Consider the following 18,880-nt stretch of genomic DNA (forward strand, 5'->3'; position numbering starts at 1 on the left):
CTCAGTCTCCGGTGCTGCTGCCCGGTTTTTCCTCCAAGAGAAGAGGCCTGCCCGTGGCTTTGGATATGGCGAGTATGGCTCCAGCCAGCACTGCCAGCGTGATGCTAAGAGCAAGGGGGCCGCTGGGCGCAAAGCCAGCTACGATATACCCGACCCCGGCTGCCAGTGCAGCAGTCAGCGCGTAAGGCAGCTGTGTTGTCACGTGATCTATATGATCGCAGGTAGACCCGATCGAGGACAGGATGGTCGTGTCTGAGACGGGGGAGCTGTGGTCTCCGAAGATTCCCCCGCTTAGGGCCGCGCCGATCGCCGGGTATATGGATACATCCAGGGCCAGGGCCAGGGGTATGGCGATCGGCATGAATATGGCAAACGTTCCCCAGGAGGTACCGGTCGAGAAGGCCGTTGCCGCGGCTGCTAGGAAGATCAAAAGGTAGAGCAGGTGGGGTGAAAGCGCGCCCTCAGCTATCCCCACGATGTACGGGGCCGTGCCGACTCCTTTGCACACGCTGCCTATCCCCCATGCAAGTACCAGGATAACCATGGCATCCATCATGCCGCGAACGCCTTCCATCCAGTTGCGGATCCCGGTCTTGAAGGTGAACACCCCGCTTTTCACGCCCATTATGAAGGCTACGACACCGGCTACGAAGAAGGACATTATCAAGGAAGGCATGGTGCTGGCGTGCGGGAATGCCTCGAAGAAGCCGCGCCCGGGGAACCCTCCCGTCCAGAGGAACATGCCGAAGATGCAGATCACAAGGCAGATGATTGGGAGAAACATGTTCCACACGGTTGGCCTTGCGCCATCTGGGATCTTGACCTCGATCTCATCCCGCAAGGGCTCGGCTCCGTCTCTCAGGAGCTTGCCCTCACGCCTAGCACGCATCTCTGCAAGCCGCATCGGCCCGTATTCCAGGTTTGTGGCGGCTATGACCAGTACCATGAGTATCGCTGCTATCGTGTAAAGCTGGAATGGTATGCTCCTGGTAAACGCAAGAAACACGCTCTCCGTGATATTGGCCTCCTGGAACTCCGTCCCTATCAGGCCCATTATGTAGGCCCCCCAGGAGGTTATGGGCAGGAGGCATGGGACGGCGGCGCTAGTAGAGTCGACGATGTAGGCAAGTTTCTCCCTGGACACGCGCACCCTGTCGGTGATGGGCCGGAATATTGGACCGACAACCACCGGGTTCGTAGAATCGCTGAAGAAGATGGCAAGCCCGCCGAGCCACGTTACCGTCTGAGCGCTCCGAGGACTGGTAATGCGCTCCCGCATGGCTTCAGCAAAGGCATGCGCGCCGCCACCCCTCTCTATGAGGGCCGCGAAGCCTCCCAGGACCACAAGCATCACGATGACCGATGCATTCCATGAATCCGCCAGGTTAGGCACAAGGAAGTGCCTGAAGGAATCGACCACCCCCACCCAGGGGTTTCCATGAGCCAGCATGGTTGCCCCTATCCACACGCCCAAGAAAAGACTCAGGATGACCTGTTTGGTCCAGATTGCCAGCCCGATAGCCACAATGGGCGGCAAAAGGGACAGGATGCCAAAAGTCGTTTCCACATTCCATCCCTCCTAATAGAAGCGTGGTCCGGCACCGCTAGGCCGTGAACCGACATTTCCCTCTTCATCGATCACCCCCTTGAGACTGATAGTCCCTTCCATGCAGTCATTAGATTCTCTTCCCAGGCCTCCTAAAGAGAAAGGCATCCAAGGTATACCTTGCGTGAAGGGGCGCTTCTGGACCTACTGGGTGACGGAGGTAGCCTTCCACTCGTATTCCTCTTGTGGGTCATGATGCTAAGAGGTCATCCGGCTCAATGGAGGCTCCAATAAACCCAGTTGGTCAGTGTTACGATGTCAAACACCGGCAGTCTTGCCGCTTTCCTGATATCGGGAGAGAACGATGGCAAGTCCGTGCATTCAATGACTATCGCGCCAACACTGGGGTCATGCCTTACGATTCTTTCCATGGCAACCTCGACAACCTGTGCCCGGAATCTCTCGACGTCAACCGTGGCACCGGGTTCATCGCGAACTCGGGAGAAAACACCAGTGTCCTGGATCCCCGCAATGCATACCGGGATCCTCTCGTCTATACCCACTGCCTGCAAGTGTTCCTTCGTGAGGAAGCGCTCGTCTGCGGTCAGGATCCCAACTGCCTTGCCAGGGTCTATCATGGTGTGCACCATGGGGACCTGGAGCAAGCTTGACGTGAATACCGGGATCCTTACGGCAGCCGCCAGGTGGTGCTGGAAAATTGCGTTGAAGCCGCAGCTGGTGGTCACAGCTCGTATGCCATCCCTCTCCATCTCCTTTGCTGCCCTTACCATCTCCTGGAGCACCTCAGGGCTCGGCATCTCAACGACCGTGGAAAAGGATGCCCCCTTAACTCGCTCGAAGCGGACCGGAAACTCAAACGTATCAGGGTGAAGGAAATGGCCGGGGATGGCCTCAAACTGCGAAAGGTCCTGCGGCCCGCTTTCCCAGCGCAGTATTCCAATGAAGATCCCTTTGTCACGCTCAGAGCCAGATCCGGCCATCAGCCGTCACCTCCACTTTAGAGTGCGAGAACCGGGCTTTTACAGGTCTCCCGCGCCGGAGAGTCATTGATAGCTCCGTTACCTCTGGTCCAGCCAGGTTCGGCCCGCCTCCAGTCTCGAAGCGGAGCATGGCAGGGCCCTCATCAGGTACTCCTCTATCGTCCATCTCTCCTGATTCAGCGCACGCGACCCCAATGGCAACCGTACCCGTTCCACAGGCAGGCTCTACGTGCCCTGAGGGAATGCTGTGGGGGTAAACAGCCCTTAAGTCCCCGCCCTGGCGGGGATGCCAGTCATAGAGGGCAAAATCAAGGTTTTCTTGGCCCGTGATCGCCTTGAAGCCTTCCTGCAGCCTTACGAGTGTTTCGAGCGCCGCCGTGTTCATCTTGTCGAAATCCGCCTCTTGGCACGCGGCTCTGACCTCGTCTGCATTCAGTACGAGGAATTTGCCCACCCGCATTGCATTGACACCGGGCAGCCGGACGGGCCCTACTCCCAGGTCGTAGCACTCTGAGAGGAATGCTCCCATATCGGTTGTGACCTTTCCGGCCTTTCCCCCTGAGACCTCTATAGCGACCTCCACCAGGCCAGCATCTGTTTCGATATGCACCTTCGTGACGGGTTCGATGACCGGTATTCCAAATCTCTCAGCCAGCCCAGCCTCAACAAGAGCCTTGCCAAGAACCTGGGTGAAGCCGCCGCAGGCGCTGATGAACCTGCGTGAGGTAAAGCCCACTATCTTTGCCTTGATGTCTCCATGGCCCTCCGGAGCGTACAGAATCCCTGCCTCATGGCCGCTGACGCACGTATGCCCCATGGCCCTCAGGGAGACTTCTATTTCGGTTTCCCTTGGGACTTCATCGCCGCAGAGCACCACGATGGTATTCCCGCCCATGTGGCCCTTCACGAAGCTAATCCTCATCTTGTGCCTGCCTCCTGCGCCATTGCCTTGGAGCGTGTTGTCAGCCGCTGAGCACCGCCTCTTCTTTGCGGGACCGCAATCCCTCGACCTCAAGTTCGTCCAGCACAGGCTCATAGATCGCCCGGTGAATGGGGATCTGCACCCCGGCCTCACGGATCCTTCCCTCAAGGATGAGGCTCGACACGATCCCTACCGGAAGCCCCGTGGTCCTGGCAATGGCGCTGTCTCCGCCAGGGACCCCGTAATCCACGAGTGTTGAGACAAGCCTCTTTCGGGTGCTGCCTTTTTCCTCCACATCCAGCTCAATCTGCATGACCAGCATGTCCCGTTCAGTCTTCTCATAGCGAAGCCTCTCCAAGAGTAAATCAGTGACAGCCTCTCTCACTGAGCCTTCCTTTCTCCCGGTGGCACGCTCATCCAGAAGCCCAAGCCACTGTATCCTCTTCATAACCGCTGAATGCCTCGGGACCGACAGCTGAGCAACCAAGCGCTCCTCGAGATCCGAAGCCTTGCCCCCTCCAAGAAGGCTGCGGCACAGGTCCCCGTAGGTCATGCCGGTGAGATCCATCCTCTCTCCGCGGAGTATTCCAAGGCTGATCAAAGCGGATAGGGTTTCACACCATCCGGTGTAGCGGTATGTCCCCCGGAAGATTTCCCTGACCTCTTGTATCCCGTAAAGGTCTTTGTACTGGAGGGCGTCTCCGTTAGGGTAGACTTCAAACCAGCACAGATCCTCCACGTACTCCAGGGAGTAGTGTTCCAGCAGCGTTTCTCCCGGCACCTTAACCTCGAGCCCGCCAGCCAGGTACCTGGCTGGTCGCCGGGATGCCTCAAGAAGGTCATGAGGCGACCAGGAGAACTTGTATCCAAAGGGATTGGTGTTCGCTTCAGGCGCAGGGAGTGCGCCACAGCAGGACCTGAAGCCGGTGACGGTCCCTCCTTCACGTTTTGCGCGGTCGATGGCCTTCGCTGCCAGCATGTGATCGATGCCGGGGTCCACCCCGATTTCACACATCAGCACTATGCCGGCTCTCACCGCCTCCTCATGGAGGCTACGCGTGCCTTCACTAGGGTAGCTCGCACTTACCATAGGCTTCCTGGCCTCCAGGCATAGCGCGGCGATTTCGGCCTGGAAATGAGCGGGGAGGAGGTTGACAACGATGTCAGCCTCCAGCATGAGCGAGAACGTCCCCCTCGCATCCAGCGAAAGGGACTCTGCTCTTGGGTGCCCACCGGCCACGTTCTGGGCATTCTCCTGATCGCGATCCACTATCTTCAGGTGGTATACAGGGTTTCTGAGAAGATATTGTACGCACGGCCTGGCAACTCTGCCTGCGCCAAGGACAAGAATGGTCTTCACGCCGGTGACACCTCCAGTTCGTTTTTCACCAAGTTTCTTTCGCCCGCATCTCCCTCAGCCTCAGGTAATTCAGGTTGAGGTGCTCAAACGCTGACCTTATCTGACTGCGCATTTCACTCTCACAATCCTCAGGGTTCTTTGCGCGTAGTGCCTCAAGCAGCCTGTGATGTTCCTTTATGGATTTCACTTCTTCGATGGGAAGCCCGAAGAAACTGTCGTAGAATATGAGGCACAGGTTGCTGCGGTCTAACAAGCTCTTCAGAATGGAGGCCAGAACCTCGTTCCGCGAAGCGTCCGCGATTAGCCCGTGAATAGCGTCATTCGCCGATACGTAAGCCTCGAAATCCTGGTTCAGACAGGCTTTTTCTTCCTCTTCGAGGAGCCGTTCCAGCCTGTCTAGTTCCTCCGGCGTTATGGCAGCAGACGCCAGTCTGGCCGCGAAGCCCTCCAGGACCTCTCTAACCCTGTAGACCTGCTCGATCTCACTGGCAGACATTTCAGCTATAAAAGCCCCGTTTTTTGGAACCATCTTCACGAGCCCCTCATAAGACAGTCTCCTGAGAGCGTTCCTGATAGGAGTGCGGCTTACCCCGAACCTCTCGGCGAGCCTTAATTCCACCAGTTGTGAGCCTGCGGGAAGCACCTGCGTGACGATGGCTCTCTTGATCTCCCTGTATACTCTGTCTTCGGGTCCAATGTCCCTGTCGCCGGGCGTCATGTGTGAAGGCATTTTTCACTCCCCATGGTTGGATACGATATTGGATCCACTTCTGCATCCATTCCAGAATCCCTTCTCTGACGGCAGCTTCTCTATGCCTGAGAGCACCAAGTCCACCAGGAGGCTCTAGGCAGGATGAGCCGCCTGGATGGGATCCTGTGCTTCATCAGTAACGAGGCGGCGGAAAAACTGCCTGCGGCCGAGATAATGAGCTACTACCGCCGAAAGAATACCATGGAAGAAGCCTGCAGGGAGATGAAGGACTACCTTAACTACTCAATACTATAGAGCAGAAACTCCACGCTCAAGGCCAACCAACCCCTGCAGGCGCCACAGGCCCTGCAACAACCAGGCGGGTGCTTGCTGAACGGCCTTGGTCCCAAGGGGAGCAAAAAGTAGGCCAGTAGCATCACCGAGCCGGCCCCCGGACAACTGCAAGGCTTGGACTGCTGCAGCGACCTCGTCAGCCGAAGGTTCCCTGAACCCCTTGCTGAAGCGATATCACGTGTAGTAGAGAAAATCCCCTCGCGAACAACAACCACTGCCCGTTACACTGGGTATTGACAAAATATGTCGCCAAAGTCGGGCTGTAATGTATGGTTCCTGGGAAGAGGATCATCTATAGATGCGTTGAATGAGACCACGGAGGGAAGGGCAAGAGTCGCCCATCGATCGAGAACCAGAAAATGGCCTGCCGGGGGCACGACCTCACAGGCGAGGCTGAAATGTCGAACATACACCCTTGCATTCTATCCCAGTTTCCACAAGAAGACCGATGGCATATTGTTCCTGGAACTGATAAGCGCACCTTCAGTCAATTTCCGGAAAAGGGGACAGTAAAACAGATTGGAGGGCGTTGCATGAACAATGAAAGGACCAAGAAGAGATTGGAGGAGTATCGCAAAGCAGTCTCGCGGCTTGGAGAGGCCTTGGACGAAAATACCTCGAATCCTCTTGTTTATGATGCAACGATCCAACGCTTTGAATTCGCTTATGAGCTGGCCTGGAAGTTGATGAGGGCCTATCTTGATTACGAAGGAATAGTGGCTGTTAATTCTCCGCGCTCCGCTTTTAAGGAAGCGTTTGCCGCAGGCTTGATAATCAATGGCGACGTCTGGATTGAGATGATTGATGATCGCAATCTTACGGTGCATACCTATAACGAGAAAATGGCCAAAGAGATCTACGATAGGATCAGAGGGGTGTATTTTGCCTCTTTTGCTGCCTTTGCGAACAAGATGAAGGAGGTGCTAGGATGAATTTGGGATTACCACAACGCATTGTGAGCGCCATAATCAAAGAACTCCAAAAAAGCGACAATGTAACCCGGGCAGTCATCTTTGGCTCACGGGCTGAGGGGGACTACAGATACAATTCCGATATCGATCTCGCTGTCTACTGTGAGGGAAAACTGCCTGCTGCAGTGCGGCTGGATCTGGACGAAGCAGCGGGGATATATAAGATTGACATCGTGGACATGAACAGTTGTCTTGATGAGAATCTGCGCCGAAGGGTTGAAGAACGCGGGGTGGAGATATACAGCTCGGCCTAAGAAGCGGGGAGTCTACCGCCGTTGCTGCAAGTTCTCATTTAGTCACAGACTCATGGGTATTCGGTTAAGTCCCGGAAGGCCAGTACACAGGTGACATATTATCCCTGGGGATCGGAAACCAGTAGAATTTGGGCGGCCCTAGTAGAATGTCTTCCCTCAACACCCCAAGAAGAAACAGATGTGTGTAATCGACGATCCCCACGCATAGGCCTAATCAAGCGCAACCGCAAGATCGATCCGGTTGCGTTTTTCTGGGTACTGGTGCTGGGTTTTGGGACTTGAGTGGAAAGGACCTTTGCTTCTTTGCGGCAGGCCTATCAAATGGTGCCCGCGAAGTCCATCGTGCCTTCCGGCCTTCTCCGATCCCTTGACGTCGACACTGCTGGCTCTGAAACCTTTGCGCGGCAATCCAGGATGGCCACCTCTCTATGAGTGCTCTCTCGGCATGCCCCTCCGTAAACGATAGGCGGGCCGCCTCAGGATGGGTGGCCTTTTTTAGAGATCAGGGTATGCGTGTCTCGCACGGCACCTCGGTCTGGCACTTGGCGCAGCCGTACCTGGGCTCGAACATGGGCTTCACCACATCATCTATGTAGCGCCTGCATGCTTCCTTGTCCTTTCCCTCTGTGGTGATGGCGCCGGATGGGCACCGGTCGACGCAGGCCCCGCACTCACCCCGGTCCAGCCAGGGGCAGTGGGAGTAGTGCGTGATAAAGGGTCTGGGGGTGGCCTCCATCTCCAGGTCAGTCACAACGCTTCCGAACCTCCCTGCCGAACCCCGCTGGGTTATCAATGACCTGCTCAGGCCGAAGGTTCCGAGGCCGGCGGCGAAGGCCACATGCCGCTCGGACCAGTTGGAGGAGAGGTCCCTCACGGTGTACTCCTGGGCCAGGGCAGGGGCCACAGCCTGGTAGCCCAGGCCCTCCAGGTGGGTCACCAGGAAGCGGCGAAGGCTGTCGTTAAAGGCCTCCCCGTCTATTCTCGCGGAACACCATTCCGGGGAGGGAAGGCCCGGGCGGTAGTTCGAGGACCGGACCTCCTCGCTGAAGGGTAGGAAGTAGGATATAACCGTCTTGGCCCCGGGCAGCCACTCCCCGGGGGGGCGAAAGCCAGGCATGCCCACGGCTGGCTCCCTAAGCCTCTCGAACATGAAGTCCTCAGCATCCGCGAATGCTACCAGCGGTTCATCCCAGATGCGCATGCCCCCATGGGCCTTCAGGGCGTTTCCGGGCCTCTCCATGAAGTGCCGCAGGGCCTCTTGTATCACTTGACGGCTCACTCTCGAGCCCCCCAGGCCTAGCATGGCCAGGCGGTATTTGCCAGATCCATTCGCCGGGCGGGGCACGGGGTCCTTTCGGCGGGGGAATATATACTGGTCCAGGAGGAATCTGGACAGGCTCGCTGAAACTGTGGAAGAACCCCCATTAGCCTTAAGGGGAGGTTTTCCAGTGATGGCATGGCTCCTCGTCGCCCTGGGCTTCACGCTCTTCTGCTCCGTGGTAGTCCCCTCTTTCTGGGGGGGAGCCTGGAGCCCCACGCCCATGAGGGTAGTCGACGGCATGCTGGACATGGCCCAGCTGGCGGGCCATGAGACCCTCTACGACCTGGGGGCGGGGGATGGCAGGGTGCTCTTCCGGGCCGCCAAGACCCGGGCGGCCCAGGTGGTGGGGGTTGAGATAGACCCGGTCAAGTGCTGGCTCCTGAAGGCCATGGTGTACGCCAAGGGCCTATCGTCTGTGAGGATAGTGAAGGGAGACTTCTTCCGGGTGGACCTATCCGGGGCTGACGTGGTGTTCCTGTACCTCTCACCGGCTGCCCACAACAGGCTCAGGGAGAAACTTGAGAGGGAACTGAAGACAGGAGCCAGGGTGGTGAGCTACAGGCGTGTGATGCCCGGTTGGAGGGCGGCACAGGTGGACCCATCAAGACGGCTCTTCCTTTATCAAATTGGGCAGGAGACGGGGTGTGGGCAAGATGGCAACCAATAGGGGCGGCATGGAGGGGTTCAGTCCCAAGAGGATGGCGCTTGGGCTCTTTTCATCCCTTGGTCTGAGCTTCATCGTCATATATATCCTGCTTCATCGCTACCGGCTGGAGCAGGATCTCGGCGACATCCTGGCGAGCCTTCCTGCCCCCTTCATTCTTGCCGCCCTACTCCTCCTGCTTATAGGATGGGTCGCCGATGCCCTCCGGATCCGGGAGCTGGCAGGCATCTTCGGGATCCCCCTTCCCCTGAGGCTGGCCTTTCCCGCAGTCCTGGCGGGCAACTTCGCCATCAACATCACGCCCTTCTACATGGGGGCGGGGCTTGTGCACATCTACGTCTTCCGGGAAAAGGGCCTGGACCTCCCCCGGTCCACCGCGGCCGTTGCCGGGGGAGCCCTGGTGTCCCACGCATCCCAGGCCATCCTGGCCCTGGTGAGCCTTGTGCTTACCTGGGAGGCGGTGGCCCTGTCCCTGACCGCCAGCCGAGCGCTGGTGATAGGGTTGTCGACTTACCTGGCTTTCATCGTTGCCCTGGGAATAGTGGCAGGCTTGGTTGAGGACCCATCCAGGCTGCTAGGGGGCCTCCTGAGGTACCCGCAGGCACGGTGGGCGGGGGATCGCCTCAGGGACTTCCACCGGGGCCTTGCCCTGCTCCTCAAGGCGGGTCCCAGGCGGCTTGGCCGCATGTTCCTGTTTTCCCTGGTCTACCTCGTATCCTTCTACTCCATAACCCCTGTTCTCCTGGCGGGCATGGGGTTTTCCCAGCCTCTGGGCCAGGTAATCGCCTTCCAGCTGGTGCTCTTCTTCGCCGCATCCCTGGCGCCCACCCCAGGCAGCGCCGGCGCCATAGAACTGGGTGCCTTCTCGCTGTTCTCCTTCATCGTCCCCCTGGACATCCTGGGCAACTTCCTGGTGTGGTGGAGGCTGCTCACCTTCTACCTGAATGTCCTCGTGGGCACTGGCCCCTTCATCTACCTGGCCATTGGGAGGACGTGGTCCTAGGGTCAGTCATCAAAGGGAACCACGTAGATACCCCTTCCTGGAACCGCCGAGGCGTAGAATACATCCCCCAATCAAAGTCCCCTCTTTTCCAGCTGAGCCAGGAGTTGCTGCCGGGTAATCCCGGCCCTTGGCAGGTTCTACTCGTTGATGGCCCCTTCCTCCACCAGTGAGGTGGCGACGGCAGGCCTCACCGGCACGCTCAGGACCTTTGGTGTGGCAGGGGCTGCCTCAGACTTCCGCAGGAGGCTTAGCGTCCCGTTCTGCTCCAGGACCGCGGTGTCAACCTCTGCAGGGTCGAAAACGCCTTGCTCCCTCAGGAGCATCAATACATCATCGATGCCGTAGTGCACACTCGCCATCTGGCGGGGGAGCATCCAGCCATCCCTGGTAATGACCTGGGGTTCAGAGGTTACCAGGCGGGACAGGGCACGCCTGCGTGTGGAGAGAGAGGCGATGACCCTCTGGAGAAGGCCAACGAGGATCACAGGAGCACCGTGGGGGTGTGGGGAACCGCAGGGTCAGCCAGATCCGCCCCGACTATGGCGCCCATGAGCACCAGGACCAAGAAGTCAAAGACCAGGAGCTCGGCAATGGGCCTCCTATCCATTACGAGTAGGGCCACCAGCACCAGGATAGGTATGACCGCGATAATCCGGAGCGCCACCTGGGCGAAGCCAGCCAACCCTGAATGCCCCCTTGGCCTCTTCCCCGCCGCAACCTGGCACATGCCGGCCAATGCCAAGGTGAAGGGCTTGGCGGGATTCTGGGCCCACACCTTGCCGCACAAATTTTTTCCATCGCGAAGGAGGAATTCCCCAAAGTAGAGGCGAATGGTGACCGTACTGGTGGAGCAAAGTGGGGAAAAGTGGGGACACACTGGAGGAGAGCGCGGTGCTGATCGGGGAATACCAGCACACCATAGATGACAAGGGCCGGATAGCAGTCCCCTCCCGCCTCCGGGAGGACCTCGGTGAGCGCTTCATCGTCACCAGGGGCCTGGAGAACTGCCTCTTCGTATTCCCCATGAGCGAATGGGAACTGGTAAGAGAGAGGCTTCGCTCCCTGTCCTTCACCAAGTCCGATGCCAGGGCCTTCACCCGGTACCTCTTCTCCGGGGCCATGGAGGGAGAGGTGGACAGGCAGGGGCGGGTGCTGATTACCCCCACACTAAGGGACTACGCGAAGCTGGAGAAGGACGTGATGGTCATCGGCGTATCCACAAGGGTTGAGATATGGAGCAAGGAGCAGTGGGAGGCCTACCGCGAGAAGGCGGATCTCTCCTACGAGGACATAGCCGAGAAACTGGCAGAGGTTGATCTGTGATGAGCGAGGCCTTCCACAGGCCTGTGATGGTCCAGGAGGTCCTGGACCTCCTGGGGGACTTGGGTGACGGGGTGTTTGTGGACGCAACGGTGGGCGGCGGAGGCCACAGCCTGGCGGTCCTGGACCGCTGGACGGGGCTGAGGGCGGTTGTGATGGACCGGGACCCCGATGCCCTGGAAGAGGCTGCCAGGACACTGGGGTGTTACGGGGACAGGGTGACCATGAGACAGGCCAGGTTCTCTTGCCTGGAGCGCATCCTGGGGGACCTGGGATTGGAGGGAGCCCACGGCATCCTGATGGACCTGGGGGTATCCTCTCACCAGCTGGACCAGCCGGAGCGGGGCTTCACCTACAGGGGCGAGCGTCTTGACATGAGAATGGACCCGGAGGACTCCATCGACGCAGTCACGTTGCTTAACACATGGCCGGAGGCGGATATCGCCAGAGCGCTCCGGCAGTATGGCGAGGAACGGTGGGCACCCAGGATAGCCCGTTTTATCACGAAAAGGAGGCCCCTTAAGACCGCAGGCGAGCTGGTAGAGGTCATCAAGGATGCCATTCCCGCCAAGTTCAGGAGGACCGGGCCACACCCGGCGCGCAGGACCTTCCAGGCGCTCCGGATCGCAGTGAACCGGGAGATGGAGGAACTGCAAGAGGGGCTGGCGGCGGCAGCCAGGGCCTGCCTCCCCGGAGGCCGGGTAGTGGTCTTGTGCTATCACTCCCTTGAGGACCGCATGGTGAAGTCATCCTTCAGGGAATGGAGTCAATCTGGTTGTTTCCGGGTCCTAACCCCAAGACCGCTGAGGCCAGAGCCAGCGGAGGTCGAGGCTAACCCCAGATCCCGCAGCGCCCGGCTCAGGGCTGCCCAGAGGGTCTCAGGTATAGGGGCATCAGGGAGGGAATACACATGATACAGGCTGCCCATCTGGCCAAAGGACCAGGGCGCCTGGCAAGGCGCAAGGCTCCCGTGCGCGCGGGAGCCAGCCGGCTTCAGGCCGTTCGCGCCCCCAAGGCATCATCCAGGGCACGGTATATCCGGGAATTCGCTGCCACCAGTGCCATGGTGGGGCTCCTGGCCTGCCTGGGACTGGCCCTGGTAGCCAGCCAGACCCTGGTAGCCTACACCGGCTACCGGGTCGTGGAGCTGAAAGCGGAACTCGGGGCGCTCCAAGGCGAAGGTCAGAGACTGGACCTGGAAATAGCCAGGTTGAGCTCCCCAGACAGAATAGAGAAGGAGGCTGTCGAGCGTTTGGGGATGTGCGCTCCCGGCGAGGTTAGGATGGTCGCTATGGAGGTTCCTGACCCTTCAAGGGATCTGGCTACCGAGTCCAGGCAGGGTTTCTGGCGCACGCTGGCTGGCACGCTGCTGAGAGGAATAGGGCGGGCTGTAGCCGGTTCACCCTGAACGGGTTCGACGGCCCCTTGGGCGACTCCGCCCTGGGGAAGGAGGGGTAGGCCTTGCACGCTCCGCCAGGTTTGATCCTGCGGAAAAGGGTCATACTCCTTTTTGCGTTCTGTGCCATCGCACTGGTGGGTCTCCTGGGCCGCCTGGCGTACGTCCAGCTTGTGTGGGCGGAGGAACTGGGCAGGATGGCCCTGGAAACCAGGATGCGTGAGGTTCCCGTGGAGCCCAAGCGCGGTGTCATCTACGACCGCAAGGGCCGGGAGCTGGCCATCAGCGTGAATGTGGAGTCCGTATACGCCATCCCGGCTCAGGTAGAGGACCCCGAGGCCACCGCGGCTGCTGTGGCGGAGGTCCTAGGCATGCCCGCCGTTGACGTGCTGAAGAAGCTCACCCTTTCTCAGTCCTTCGTCTGGGTCCAGCGGAAGATCCCTGAGGACCTTGCCCGCACTCTCCGGGAGATGAACCTCCCCGGCATTGACTTTACTCAGGAATCCAAGCGCTTCTATCCCAAGGACGTACTGGCCTGCCACATCCTGGGCATCGCAGGTATCGACAACCAGGGGCTGGAGGGCTTGGAGGTATACTATGATAAGCACCTCAGGGGAACCCCTGGCAAGATAGTCCTGGAATTCGATGCCAGGGGCAAGGAGATGCCCCAGGCGGTCCACGGCTACTTCCCTCCGGTGGATGGGGATAACCTGTTTCTCACCATTGACGAGGTAGTCCAGTTCGTGGCCGAGCGCGAGCTGGAGAAGGCGGTCGAGGAAAACGGGGCCAAGGGCGGAACCGTCATCGTCATGGACCCATCCACCGGTGACATACTGGCCCTGGCGAACTCGCCCCGCTACGATCCGAACTTCTACCAGGACTACCCTGCGGAACACAGGAGAAACCCGGCCATCAGCGATGCTTACAGTCCCGGCTCCACCTTGAAGCCTATCACGGCAGCGGGGGCCCTGGAAGAGGGGGCCATCACCGCCAGCTCTGGCTTCCACTGCGGTGGGTCCCTCAAGGTCCCCGGGGCCTCGGTATCCTGTGCCAACGGGGTGGCCCACGGGTCCCTGGATTTTTACGGGATCCTTGTGAAGTCCTGCAACGTAGCCCTTGCCACGGTGGGCCTTAGGATGGGGGCGGAAACCTTTCATCGCTACGTGGTAGACTTCGGCCTCACCCAGAGGACCGGAGTGGACTTCCCAGGTGAGGCCGTGGGGATAATGCTCCAGCCCAGTGAGATCAAGCCTGTGGACCTGGCGGTGATGTCCTTTGGCCAAACCCTCACCATTACCCCGATCCAGCTGGCGGCGGCCATTTCCGCGATCGCCAACGACGGCGTCTACATGCAGCCGAGGCTCGCCAGGGAGATAAGGGCCCCAGATGGAAGTGTCAGGATGCGAATGGAGCCCCGGGCTCTCCGGCAGGTCATATCCAGGGATACGGCGAAGGAACTCAAGACAGCCCTCCAGCTTGCGGTGGAGCAGGGCACGGGACGCCGCGCCTACGTTGAAGGCTACAACGTAGCGGGGAAGACCGGCACGGCGCAGAAGGCTGTGGAGGGCAGGATAGTGGAGGGACGCTACGTGGCATCTTTCGTGGGGTTTGCCCCGGTGGATAAGCCCCAGGTGGTCGCTCTGGTGATGCTGGATGAGCCTTCAGGCTCCTACTATGGTGGCACGGTGGCCGCCCCGGTGTTCGCGGCGGTCATGAAGGATGTCCTGCACTACCTGGAGGTGCCTCCCGACAGGTCCCCCAGGAGTGCCCGCCCTGAGGAGCAGGAGGCTCCCGAGGACCTTACAGTGCCTGACCTTATGAACCTCACGCCTGCCGAAGCTACCGAGGTGTGCAGCGCCGCAGGGCTCAGCCTAAGGGTCGAGGGCAGCGGGGTGGCAATAACCTCGCAGATCCCAGCCCCCGGGGCCGTGATTCCCCCTGGGGCCGTGGTGCTGGCCTACACCGACGAAAAGGAGATAACCCGGTCGGGCCTTGTGAGGGTGCCTCTCGTGGAGGGAAAGAGTCTCCGCCAAGCGGCGGAGAGACTGGCCGCTGCGGGCCTGGTGATGGAGCCCATCGGCACGGGCCTGGCCAAGGAACAGTACCCTCGCGCCGGGACCCAGGTATCCCCTGGGCACACCGTTACGGTAGTCTTTGAGGCGCCCGGGGAACCCGCGGAACCATAGACATAATCTATATCGTCCATATATTAATGAAACCTGTGGCAAATACTAGCAGGGGGGTGAGCGCTTGCGCGCCGGCAATCTCCTGGACGCCCTTGGAGACTACACCCTAGAGGGCTCCCCGGGCACAGATATCTCCAGTATATCATATGATTCCCGGACGGTGGCCCCTGGCACGGCCTTCGTTGCCGTAAAGGGCTTTCGCCATGATGGACATGACTTCGTTGACGAGGCGGTGCGCAGGGGCGCCTCCCTGGTAGTGGCTGAACGGCGTGTGGATACCCTGGGGGTGCCGCTGGTGCTGGTCAAGGACACCAGGGCTTCCCTGGCGGCCCTGGCCAGCGAGTTCTACGGCCACCCATCCACGCTACTGAGGGTGATCGGGGTGACGGGAACCAACGGCAAGACCACTACGACTCACCTCATCAGGAGGATACTAATAGCGGCGGGACATGAAACGGGGCTCCTGGGCACCGTCACCAACATCATTGGCGGTGCCGAGGTGCCGAACAAGCATACCACGCCGGAATCGCTGGACCTGATGGAAATGTTTGCCAGGATGCTGGAGGCAGGCTCAACCCATGCGGTCATGGAGGTGTCCTCCCATGCCCTTGCGTTGGGAAGGGTGTCGGGGTGTGAGTTCGACGTTGGCGTGTTCACCAACCTCACCCAGGACCACCTGGACTTCCACGGGTCGCTGGCAATGTACAGGGAATCAAAGGCCCGGCTCTTCAGGAGCCTTGGAAGGCCATATCACGGCCAGGGGAAAAGGGGCCCTAAGCGTGCCGTCATCAACCTGGACGACCCCTCGTACGGCTTCATGGCGGGTGCCTGCAGGGTTCCGGTGGTCTCCTACAGCCTTCATGAAGGGGCCGACTTTACCGCCCGCGATGTGGAGGTGGGCTCTGGTGGAGTGAGGTTCCGCGTGGACTACCCAGGGGGCAGCATGGATGTGAGCATGCCTGCCACGGGCCGCTTCAACGTGTACAATGCCCTGGCTGCCGCAGCCGCGGCATCAGGGGAGGGGGTATCCCCCGGGGTCATCAGGGACGCCCTGGCTGGTTTCACGGGGGTGCGAGGCAGGTTCCAGGTGGTCTCCGGGCCCGGGGACCCCACAGTCATTGTGGACTATGCTCACACCCCGGATGGGCTCCGCAACGTGCTGGAGACGGCCAGGGAGATCACATCGGGAAGACTGACCGCGGTCTTCGGCTGCGGGGGGGACCGGGACAAGACCAAACGGCCTCTCATGGGTGCCATAGCTGCGGGACTGGCGGACCGGGTTATCGTGACATCGGATAACCCTAGGAGCGAGGAGCCCAGGGAGATCGCCGAGGCGGTGGCGGAGGGCGTGAAGCAGGCCGGTCGTAGCGATTTTGAGGTCATTGTGGACAGGAGAGCCGCCATTGAGAGGGCGGTGAAGGGCGCCCGTCCCGGGGACGTTGTGGTTATAGCCGGCAAGGGACACGAGACCTACCAGGTATTCAGGGACAGGACCATACACTTTGACGACGCGGAAGTGGCTGGCGAACTACTGGGAAACAGGGGAGAGGGGTAGAAGATTGATCCACATGAAGGCCAGCCTCGCTGCCGAGGTGCTGGAGGGTCGGCTCGTGGGGAACCCTGAGGCGCGCTTCACTGGTGTGAGCCTGGATTCGCGAGGGGTCAGGCCAGGGGAGCTCTTCGTTGCCCTCAGGGGCCAGAGGACCGATGGCCACCTTTATCTTGACGCTGCCTTCCGGGCGGGTGCCACCGTTGCGCTGGTGGAGGAGGCCCCTGCGGATCTGCCCCAGGACAGGGCTCTGGTGGTGGTGCCGGGTACCTTGCTTTCCCTGGGGACCCTGGCCGGGTGGCACAGGGGGCGCTACTGTCCCAAGGTCGTCGGGCTCACGGGGAGCGTAGGGAAGACCACCACCAAAGGGCTGCTGGCTGCATGCCTGGAGGGCACCTTCTCCACGCTGGTGAGCCCTGGCAACTACAACACCGAATCCGGGGTGCCCATGACCCTTTTTGGGCTGGACGAATCCGTGGAGGTGTGCGTTCTGGAGATGGCCATGAGGGGCACGGGGCAGATAGCCTACCTCGGGCGTCTGGCCAGGCATGATACGGCGGTGATCACGAATATAGGGTCCAGCCACATCGAGATCCTGGGGAGCATGCAGAAGATCGCCGAAGCCAAGGCGGAGGTGCTCCTTGGTACCAGCCTTGCGGTGCTGAACCGGGACGACTTGCGGATAAGGAGGATCGCCCGGGGCTACCCAGGGCGTGTGGTCTGGTTTGGCCAGAGCCGCCGGGCTGACTTCTTCGCTGGTGATATCGAGACAGGGCCTGGAGGGTCATCCTTTTTCGTGCGGTCTCCGGAAGGCGAGGCCCGGGTGAGGATTCCCCTGCCGGGCACTCACAACGTCATGAACGCCCTGGCTGCCCTGGCTGCCGCGGTCTCCTTGGGAGTGCCCCTGGAGGATGCGGCCCGGCGCCTTGGATCCGCAAGGCCCCTCGCAATGAGGTGGGAGATCCTGGAGGGTGCCGGGATAACTGTGATAAATGATGCCTACAATTCCAGCCCTGCGTCGGCGTCGGCGGCCCTGGAGAGCCTCTTCATGATGGAGGGGAGGCGGGTAGCGGTCCTCGGAGATATGCTGGAGCTGGGACACTACGCTCGCCGGGGGCACCGGCAGGTGGGAAAACAGGCGGCCAGGTCAGGGCTTTCCCTCCTGGTGACTGTGGGTCCCCTGGGACGCCTCATAGGCGAGGCAGCCCTGGAGGCAGGCATGGCCGGGGACCAGGTGGTTTTCTGCCATGACAGGCAAGACGCCCTGGCGGCGCTGGAGGCAAGGTCTAGGCCTGGGGATGTGATCCTGGTGAAGGCCTCGCGCAGGCTTGGCATGGAGCATCTTGCCCGGGCCCTGGTGGGAGGTGCTTCCCGGTGACCCTGCCGCTCTTGGCACTGGTGTCATCCTGGGCCCTGTCCCTTGGGCTCACCCAGGTGTTCCTGCCCCACTTGAGAAGGCTTCACCTGGGCCAGAGCATCAGGACACAGGGCCCGGAGGCCCACCGGACCAAGGCAGGCACCCCCACAATGGGGGGGCTGGCCTTCATCTTGGCCGCCATAGTAGTCTCCCTTCTCTTCTCGCCTCGCACAGTGCCATTCTGGGCGGTGCTTTCGGCAGCCCTGGGTTTTGGCTTCCTGGGCTTTCTCGATGACTTTTTGAAGACCGCCTTGAAGAGCCCTGTCGGCCTTAGGGCACGCTACAAGTTCATGGGACAGCTGCTCCTTGCGGCGATACTGGTAGGGGTTAGCCTGGAGACAGGTAATGACAGGGTTATAGGGGTGCCATTCACAAGGCTTGCCCTCGACCTGGGCCTGGCCTACCCTGCAGTGGGCGTGCTGGCTGTTGTGGGGACCGCCAACGCGGTGAACCTCACCGACGGCCTGGATGGCCTTGCTGCGGGTACCTGTACCATGGCGTTTCTCTCCTATTCCATCGTGGCCAGGGGCCTGGGATACCCGGACCTCTCTATCATAGCTGCGGCAATGGCAGGAGGCCTCTCGGGGTTTCTCCGTTTCAACCACCATCCCGCCAGCGTCTTCATGGGTGATACCGGGGCACTGGCCCTGGGTGGGAGCCTGGGGGCCCTGGCGCTCTTCAGCCAGACCGAACTCTTGTTGCCCATTGTTGGAGGGGTGTTCGTCATCGAGACCCTCTCCGTCATGGCTCAGGTGGTGTACTTCCGTCTCACGGGGCGACGCATCCTGCGCATGAGCCCTCTACATCACCACTTCGAGCTAGAGGGGCACAAGGAGCCTTCCGTGGTCACAGGATTCTGGATCGCGGGCGCCATCCTGGGCGCCCTGGGCGTCCTGGCCCTGAGGTTTCCCGGTGTCTAGGGAGG

Annotated in this window: 20 protein-coding genes; 12 read left to right on the forward strand and 8 right to left on the reverse strand. The window is 60.4% G+C overall.

All coding sequences use genetic code 11. The annotated features are described in order from the left end of the window. Window position 1: 1 nt before the first annotated feature. The 5 genes from AB1576_06260 to AB1576_06280 form a co-directional block, all read right to left on the reverse strand. Complete coding sequence (locus tag AB1576_06260) at window positions 2-1,567, reverse strand: Na+/H+ antiporter NhaC family protein (GenBank protein MEW6081368.1); 1,566 nt, start codon at window positions 1,565-1,567, stop codon at window positions 2-4. 254 nt (window positions 1,568-1,821) lie between these two features. Beyond that, complete coding sequence (locus AB1576_06265) at window positions 1,822-2,547, reverse strand: aspartate/glutamate racemase family protein (protein MEW6081369.1); 726 nt, start codon at window positions 2,545-2,547, stop codon at window positions 1,822-1,824. Beyond that, on the reverse strand, window positions 2,528-3,469 hold the full coding sequence (locus AB1576_06270) for a hypothetical protein (protein ID MEW6081370.1): 942 nt from the start codon (window positions 3,467-3,469) through the stop codon (window positions 2,528-2,530). Before AB1576_06270 ends, AB1576_06265 begins: the two co-directional genes overlap by 20 nt. 40 nt (window positions 3,470-3,509) lie before the next feature. Then, a complete protein-coding gene (locus AB1576_06275; protein MEW6081371.1) occupies window positions 3,510-4,829 on the reverse strand; it encodes a saccharopine dehydrogenase C-terminal domain-containing protein in 1,320 nt (439 codons plus the stop codon). 25 nt (window positions 4,830-4,854) lie between these two features. Further along, the gene (locus tag AB1576_06280; protein MEW6081372.1) at window positions 4,855-5,559 is read right to left on the reverse strand and encodes a GntR family transcriptional regulator; all 705 of its coding nucleotides are present in this window, start codon (window positions 5,557-5,559) and stop codon (window positions 4,855-4,857) included. A gap of 123 nt (window positions 5,560-5,682) precedes the next feature. On the opposite strand from AB1576_06280, the gene AB1576_06285 reads away from it, so the two are divergent. From AB1576_06285 to AB1576_06295, 3 genes are all read left to right on the forward strand, one after another. Further along, complete coding sequence (locus AB1576_06285) at window positions 5,683-5,835, forward strand: hypothetical protein (GenBank protein ID MEW6081373.1); 153 nt, start codon at window positions 5,683-5,685, stop codon at window positions 5,833-5,835. A 572-nt stretch (window positions 5,836-6,407) separates the two neighbouring features. Continuing rightward, entirely contained in the window at window positions 6,408-6,806 is a 399-nt protein-coding gene (locus AB1576_06290) for a nucleotidyltransferase substrate binding protein (GenBank protein ID MEW6081374.1), read from the forward strand. After that, the gene (locus tag AB1576_06295) at window positions 6,803-7,099 is read left to right on the forward strand and encodes a nucleotidyltransferase domain-containing protein (protein ID MEW6081375.1); all 297 of its coding nucleotides are present in this window, start codon (window positions 6,803-6,805) and stop codon (window positions 7,097-7,099) included. Before AB1576_06290 ends, AB1576_06295 begins: the two co-directional genes overlap by 4 nt. A gap of 502 nt (window positions 7,100-7,601) precedes the next feature. On the opposite strand, the gene AB1576_06300 is transcribed toward AB1576_06295, so the two are convergent. Beyond that, window positions 7,602-8,378, reverse strand: a complete 777-nt coding sequence (locus AB1576_06300; GenBank protein MEW6081376.1) for an epoxyqueuosine reductase — start codon at window positions 8,376-8,378, stop codon at window positions 7,602-7,604. A 172-nt stretch (window positions 8,379-8,550) separates the two neighbouring features. On the opposite strand from AB1576_06300, the gene AB1576_06305 reads away from it, so the two are divergent. Together AB1576_06305 and AB1576_06310 are read left to right on the forward strand one after the other, a co-directional pair. Further along, complete coding sequence (locus AB1576_06305; GenBank protein MEW6081377.1) at window positions 8,551-9,087, forward strand: class I SAM-dependent methyltransferase; 537 nt, start codon at window positions 8,551-8,553, stop codon at window positions 9,085-9,087. Then, entirely contained in the window at window positions 9,074-10,087 is a 1,014-nt protein-coding gene (locus AB1576_06310; GenBank protein ID MEW6081378.1) for a lysylphosphatidylglycerol synthase transmembrane domain-containing protein, read from the forward strand. The genes AB1576_06305 and AB1576_06310 overlap by 14 nt, the downstream gene beginning before the upstream one ends. Before the next feature lie 137 nt (window positions 10,088-10,224). Here AB1576_06310 and AB1576_06315 read toward each other — a convergent pair whose 3' ends face one another. Continuing rightward, entirely contained in the window at window positions 10,225-10,572 is a 348-nt protein-coding gene (locus AB1576_06315) for a DUF421 domain-containing protein (GenBank protein MEW6081379.1), read from the reverse strand. Continuing rightward, the gene (locus AB1576_06320; protein MEW6081380.1) at window positions 10,569-10,769 is read right to left on the reverse strand and encodes a hypothetical protein; all 201 of its coding nucleotides are present in this window, start codon (window positions 10,767-10,769) and stop codon (window positions 10,569-10,571) included. The genes AB1576_06315 and AB1576_06320 overlap by 4 nt, the downstream gene beginning before the upstream one ends. A 209-nt stretch (window positions 10,770-10,978) precedes the next feature. On the opposite strand from AB1576_06320, the gene mraZ reads away from it, so the two are divergent. The 7 genes from mraZ (at window position 10,979) to mraY (ending at window position 18,875) form a co-directional block, all read left to right on the forward strand. Continuing rightward, window positions 10,979-11,410 carry a division/cell wall cluster transcriptional repressor MraZ gene (gene mraZ / locus AB1576_06325; protein MEW6081381.1) on the forward strand — a complete coding sequence of 144 codons (432 nt, stop codon included), beginning with the start codon at window positions 10,979-10,981 and terminating at the stop codon, window positions 11,408-11,410. After that, complete coding sequence (rsmH, locus tag AB1576_06330; protein MEW6081382.1) at window positions 11,410-12,321, forward strand: 16S rRNA (cytosine(1402)-N(4))-methyltransferase RsmH; 912 nt, start codon at window positions 11,410-11,412, stop codon at window positions 12,319-12,321. The genes mraZ and rsmH overlap by 1 nt, the downstream gene beginning before the upstream one ends. After that, on the forward strand, window positions 12,318-12,815 hold the full coding sequence (locus AB1576_06335) for a septum formation initiator family protein (GenBank protein ID MEW6081383.1): 498 nt from the start codon (window positions 12,318-12,320) through the stop codon (window positions 12,813-12,815). Before rsmH ends, AB1576_06335 begins: the two co-directional genes overlap by 4 nt. A 53-nt stretch (window positions 12,816-12,868) precedes the next feature. Next, window positions 12,869-14,989, forward strand: coding sequence for a penicillin-binding transpeptidase domain-containing protein (locus AB1576_06340; protein MEW6081384.1), 2,121 nt, complete (start codon window positions 12,869-12,871; stop codon window positions 14,987-14,989). Window positions 14,990-15,053: 64 nt separating this feature from the next. Further along, entirely contained in the window at window positions 15,054-16,544 is a 1,491-nt protein-coding gene (locus AB1576_06345) for a UDP-N-acetylmuramoyl-L-alanyl-D-glutamate--2,6-diaminopimelate ligase (protein MEW6081385.1), read from the forward strand. A 13-nt stretch (window positions 16,545-16,557) separates the two neighbouring features. Beyond that, a complete protein-coding gene (murF, locus tag AB1576_06350; protein MEW6081386.1) occupies window positions 16,558-17,916 on the forward strand; it encodes a UDP-N-acetylmuramoyl-tripeptide--D-alanyl-D-alanine ligase in 1,359 nt (452 codons plus the stop codon). After that, window positions 17,913-18,875, forward strand: coding sequence for a phospho-N-acetylmuramoyl-pentapeptide-transferase (gene mraY / locus AB1576_06355; protein ID MEW6081387.1), 963 nt, complete (start codon window positions 17,913-17,915; stop codon window positions 18,873-18,875). The genes murF and mraY overlap by 4 nt, the downstream gene beginning before the upstream one ends. The last annotated feature ends 5 nt before the right edge of the window (window positions 18,876-18,880 follow it).

Source organism: Bacillota bacterium (genome assembly GCA_040754315.1).
Classification (GTDB): domain Bacteria; phylum Bacillota; class Sulfobacillia; order DUSP01; family JBFMCS01; genus JBFMCS01.